This is a genomic window from Streptomyces sp. NPDC052236 (assembly GCF_044548015.1).
GTDB lineage: Bacteria > Actinomycetota > Actinomycetes > Streptomycetales > Streptomycetaceae > Streptomyces.
The window spans coordinates 1-5,353 of the sequence record NZ_JBIUBL010000076.1 but is presented as its reverse complement, the minus strand read 5'-3'; the positions used below and the strand labels follow the sequence as shown (position 1 = coordinate 5,353).

The window sequence follows — 5,353 nt, the reverse complement described above, 5'->3', positions numbered from 1 at the left end:
GGGCGCCCACCATACACACCGGCCCCTGGTCTCCCCCCCCCGAGGGGCGGGCCCCGTGCGGGGCGTCCCCCGCGGCCCCCCCCCCCAAACCCCCCCCCCCCCCCCCCCCCCCCCCCGCCGGGGGCCCCGGCGCCGGCTGCTTTCCGGCCTACGGGGTCAGGCCGCGGGCCGCACCTTCACCGGGCGCGAACTCGGGCCGCCCACGTGCGAGAAGGGCTGCGTGCGCCAGTCGAGCCCCTGAGGGAGCGTCAACAGCAGCGCGGTGTGCTGCTCCTGGACATCCAGGGTCTCGTCCGCCGCACGCGCCTCGGCAGCCGGCCGGCCCGTACCGGCGCAGACGGTCAGCCCGAACGGATTCCAGCGAGTGGCGCACAGCGCGTGCTCCGGCAGGACGTCCTCGTCCGCCAGCAGCGCGATCGGCTGTGCGCAGTCCGGGCAGATCACCCGGTACATCTCGCATGTGTCGTACATGTCGTACGCGTCGAAGGCCTCGGTGTCATCGGGCGCCTCGGTTTCCTCCGTCGCAGCCAGATCGGCCGGGGCGCCCGTGTGCATGGGTTCCCGCTCGGAACGGCCGTTGTTCTTAAGGTTCTGCATGGAGAATCTCCCCCTCGGATGGGCCGACCTGGCATATGCGGCCTCGACCACAGCAAGCAATTCCCTTCGCGTGCGGCAGGTAACCGCGTGGTCACGCCGGACCGCCTCCGCGAACCTGTGGTGTTCGTCACATGCTGCCCGCAGATACCCGTCCGTCTCATCGCCGACTGTGCCGGAGGCGACCTGGGGCAATAGGTTGATCCGCATGGAGGAGCTGGATCGTCAGATCGTGGAATTGCTCGTCAAGGACGGGCGGATGAGCTACACCGACCTGGGCAAGGCCACCGGCCTGTCCACCTCGGCGGTGCACCAGCGCGTCCGCCGCCTTGAGCAGCGCGGCGTCATCCGCGGCTATGCCGCGGTCGTGGACCCCGTAGCGGTAGGGCTGCCGCTCACCGCGTTCATCTCGGTCAAGCCCTTTGACCCCAGCGCCCCCGACGACATCGCCGATCGGCTCGCCGGGATCCCCGAGATCGAGGCCTGTCACAGCGTCGCGGGCGACGAGAACTACATCCTGAAGGTGCGCGTCGCGACCCCGCTGGAACTGGAGCACCTGCTCACCCGTATCCGCTCCCTGTCCGGTGTCTCGACCCGTACGACGGTCGTCCTCTCCACCCCGTACGAGGCACGCCCGCCACGTGTCTAGGGCGTGTTTTAGAAGTCCCTCCCCCTGGACTTCGTCCGGGGGGACCCCCAGCCCCGCGACGCCTGGCACGCGCACTCGCGGTGTTGTCGGAGTCGCCCAATTACTCCCCCAGAGCTTCGCCTGGGGGTGCCCCCACCGCCTTGCGATTGCACGCACCAGACGCCGCAGGGCCCGCCCTACGGGCGGACGGCGCTACTTCTAAAACACGCCCTAGCCCCGGCACGTATCTAGTCTGGTCCCATGACCCAGAGCACCGCCCCCGGCACCACCCCCCTCCCGAGTGAGCAGCGCACCGTGCTGCTGCGCGGCGGAGAAGTCCACAGCCCCGCCGACCCGTTCGCCACCGCCATGGTCGTCGAACGAGGGCACATCGCCTGGGTGGGCTCCGAGGGCGCGGCCGACGCCTTCGCCGCCGGGGCGGACGAGGTCATCGACCTCGAAGGCGCCCTGGTCACCCCCGCCTTCACCGACGCGCACGTGCACACCACGTCCACCGGGCTCGCCCTCACCGGCCTCGACCTGTCCGGCGCCCCCACACTGACCGGGGCCCTGGCCCTCGTACGGGCGCACAGCGCCGCACACCCCGGGGACAAGGTCCTCATCGGCCACGGCTGGGACACCGCGCGCTGGGCCGAGCAGCGCCCCCCGACCCGCGCCGAACTCGACGGGGCGACCGGCGGACGCCCGCTCTACCTGCCCCGTATCGACGTCCACTCGGCAGTGGTCACCACCGCCCTGCTCGACCTCGTCCCCGGCATCACCGCGCTGCCCGGCTACCACCCGGACGGGCCGCTCACCGCCGCCGCCCACCACGCCGTACGCGCCGCCGCGCACGCCGCCATCACGCCCGCCCAGCGCGCCGCCGCCCAGCGCGCCGCGCTCGCCCGCGCCGCCTCCCTCGGCATCGGCACCGTCCACGAATGCGCCGGGCCCGACATCTCCGACGAGGACGATTTCACCTCGCTGCTGAGCCTGGCCGAGGCCGAGCCGGGTCCCCGCGTCGTCGGCTACTGGGCCGAACAAGTCGCAGACGCAAAGGGTGCCCAGCGCATCCGTGAACTCGGCGCCATCGGCGCGGCCGGTGATCTCTTCGTCGACGGCTCCCTCGGCTCACACACCGCCTGCCTGCACGCGCCCTACGCGGACGCCGCCCACACCGGCGCCGCCCACCTGGACCGGTCGGCCATCGCCGCCCATGTCGTCGCCTGCACCGAGGCCGGGCTCCAGGCCGGGTTCCACGCCATCGGGGACGCCGCGCTCACCGCCGTCGCGGAAGGTTTCCGGGGGGCCGCGAAGACCCTCGGCATCGCCCGGGTCCGCGCCGCCCGCCACCGCGTCGAACACGCCGAGATGCTCACTCCCGACACCATCGCCGCCTTCGCCGAGTTCGGGCTCACCGCCTCCGTCCAGCCGGCCTTCGACGCGGCCTGGGGCGGCGAGGAGGGCATGTACGCCCAGCGCCTGGGGGTGGAACGGGCCCGCACCCTCAACCCGTACGCCGCACTGCTGCGCGCCGGAGTGCCTCTCGCGTTCGGCTCCGACAGCCCCGTGACCCCGCTCGACCCCTGGGGCACGATCCGGGCCGCGGCCTTCCACCGCAACCCCGAACACCGGATCTCGGTACGGGCCGCCTTCACCGCCCATACGCGCGGCGGCTGGCGCGCCATCGGCCGCGACGACGCCGGGGTCCTGGTGCCGGGCGCGCCCGCCGACTACGCCCTCTGGAGCACCGGGAAACTCGTCGTCCAGGCCCCCGACGACCGGGTCGCCCGCTGGTCGACCGACCCCCGCTCCGGCACCCCTGGCCTGCCCGAACTCACCCCCGGCGGCGAACTTCCGCGCTGCCTGCGCACGGTCGTCTCAGGACGCACCGTCTTTGCGAGGCTGAACGAGTGACGCGCGGATATCGCGTACCGCCGATCGAAGTCCGCCGGGCTCTGCCGCGACCTGCGGATCTCCGCGCTGACCTGGCGATGTGGTCAAAATGCGCAGATCAGGCGGCTGTTGACACGGAGCGCCCACCGGCGGGTAGGTTCGGCCGAGTCCACCACAGGATGTCCGACCGGCAATCCTCCTCGCAGTCGTCGAACGCCGCTGGGTCAGGGGGCGGTGTGCCGCACCGGCACACCGCCACTGGGAGCCAGGTTCAGCGCCCGCGCCTCGGGAGCGGGGAAAGGGTCCAGCCGGCCGGCGGGTGCGACCCGGGTGGGGCCCGGCGTTCAGTAGACAACGGCTCTCGGCGGACCCGCAGCCAGCGGGACCCGGGTCGGACCGAAGGACGCCGGGCCCCGATCCGTCGCCCGCCAGGCGCGCCTGCCCGCCGCGTACGGCCGGTCACACGACACTCCAGGACACCCCAGGTCCGTGCCGTCGCAGCCGCACCTCCAGGGCTCGCTAAGGTGGGGCTCCGAGTACGGACATTAAGGGGCCAGCAGTGAACGACGGCGGTCAGCGGCGGTACGGCCCGCTCGGCAGAGCCTTGGTGATCATCCCGACCTTCAACGAGGCCGAGAACATCAAGCCGATCGTCTCCCGGGTGCGCGCAGCCGTGCCCGAGGCGGACATCCTCGTCGCCGACGACAACAGCCCCGACGGCACCGGCAAACTCGCCGACGAGCTCGCGGCCCACGACGAGCAGGTGCATGTGCTGCACCGCAAGGGAAAGGAAGGGCTCGGCGCCGCCTATCTCGCGGGCTTCACCTGGGGCATCGAGCACGACTACGGCGTACTGGTCGAAATGGACGCCGACGGCTCCCATCAGCCCGAGGAACTGCCCCGGCTGCTGACCGCCCTCAAGGGCGCCGACCTGGTTCTCGGCTCGCGCTGGGTGCCCGGCGGGCGCGTGGTCAACTGGCCCAAGCACCGGGAGATCCTGTCGCGCGGCGGCTCCACCTACTCCCGCCTCCTCCTCGGCGTACCGATCAGGGACGTCACCGGCGGCTTCCGCGCCTTCCGCGCAGAGACCCTCGAAGGGCTCGGCCTGACCGAGGTCGCGTCCCAGGGCTACTGCTTCCAGGTCGACCTCGCCCGCCGGGCCGTCGCCGCGGGCTATCACGTCGTCGAAGTCCCGATCACCTTTGTCGAACGCGAACTTGGCGACTCCAAGATGAACCGCGACATCGTGGTGGAGGCGCTGTGGCGGGTCACCGCCTGGGGCGTCGGCGACCGGACAAGTCGGCTGCTCGGCCGTAAGTCCTCCTGAGGCCCTTCTGGGGCTCTACTGAGGCCCTCCTGGGGCTCTACTGAGGCCCTCCTGAGGACCGCGAAGCTCCCTGGCACCGCCCCCCGCTTATGTCCCTCCGGCAGGCCCCCAGGCACACTGGAACCATGACGACCGGCTCCCTGCCCCCGACAGCCCCCAAGCGCTCGCGTGCCCGCTCCATGGTCCCGCTCTCCATCGCCGCCTGGCTGGTGCTGGAGATCTGGCTGCTGACGGTCCTGGCGGGGGAGGCCGGCGGGGTCACCGTCCTTGCGCTGCTGGTCGGCGGCGGCGTTCTCGGCGCCGTCGTCATCAAGCGGGCCGGCCGCCGGGCCTTCCAGAACCTCACCGAGACCATCCAGCGACAGCAGAGCGGCCAGAGCCCTTTCCCCGAGCCCGGCCCCGGGAGCGGCGGCAACGGCAGCAAGGGCAATGGCTTCCTGATGCTCGGCGGGCTGCTCCTCATGCTGCCCGGCCTGATCTCCGACGCGGCGGGGCTGCTGCTTCTGCTGCCGCCCGTCCGCTCGGCCCTGGGGCGGTACGCGGAGCGGTCCCTGGAGCGCCGTATGCGCGACGCCTCGCCAGGCAGCCTGGGCGAGGCCTTCCAGCAGGCCCGCATGCACCGCCCGGACGGCAAGGTCGTCCAGGGCGAGGTCATCCGCCCGGACGCCACGCAGCCGCCGCGCCGCTACGAGGAAGAGGGCCCGAGGCCGCCGCTCACCCCCTGACCTCCTGACTTCCTGACTTCCCTGGTTCCCACCTGATTCCAGACAGCACAGAGCCGCGGGGGGGGGGGCCCCCCCCGGGGGGGGGGGGCCCCCCGGGGGGGGGGGGGGGGGGGGGGGGGCGGCGGGCGGGGGGGGCCCCGCGGGGCCGCGCGGGTTGTGGGGGCGGGCCCGCGCGACCCCCCC

The 5,353-nt window shown here is 72.9% G+C and carries 5 protein-coding genes; 4 read left to right on the top strand and 1 reads right to left on the bottom strand.

Annotation, left to right across the window (positions count from 1 at the left end):
* Positions 1-156 precede the first annotated feature (156 nt).
* The gene (locus ACIHCQ_RS44465; RefSeq protein WP_399675051.1) at positions 157-597 is read right to left on the bottom strand and encodes a hypothetical protein; all 441 of its coding nucleotides are present in this window, start codon (positions 595-597) and stop codon (positions 157-159) included.
* A gap of 205 nt (positions 598-802) precedes the next feature.
* Here ACIHCQ_RS44465 and ACIHCQ_RS44460 point away from each other — a divergent pair, with 205 nt between their 5' ends.
* From ACIHCQ_RS44460 to fxsA, 4 genes are all read left to right on the top strand, one after another.
* Positions 803-1,243, top strand: a complete 441-nt coding sequence (locus ACIHCQ_RS44460) for an Lrp/AsnC family transcriptional regulator (protein ID WP_399675048.1) — start codon at positions 803-805, stop codon at positions 1,241-1,243.
* Between the two features lie 240 nt (positions 1,244-1,483).
* On the top strand, positions 1,484-3,139 hold the full coding sequence (locus tag ACIHCQ_RS44455; RefSeq protein ID WP_399675045.1) for an amidohydrolase: 1,656 nt from the start codon (positions 1,484-1,486) through the stop codon (positions 3,137-3,139).
* Between the two features lie 538 nt (positions 3,140-3,677).
* Positions 3,678-4,445, top strand: a complete 768-nt coding sequence (locus tag ACIHCQ_RS44450) for a polyprenol monophosphomannose synthase (protein ID WP_399675043.1) — start codon at positions 3,678-3,680, stop codon at positions 4,443-4,445.
* Positions 4,446-4,570: 125 nt separating this feature from the next.
* The gene (gene fxsA / locus ACIHCQ_RS44445; protein WP_399675040.1) at positions 4,571-5,170 is read left to right on the top strand and encodes an FxsA family membrane protein; all 600 of its coding nucleotides are present in this window, start codon (positions 4,571-4,573) and stop codon (positions 5,168-5,170) included.
* Positions 5,171-5,353: the final 183 nt, after the last annotated feature.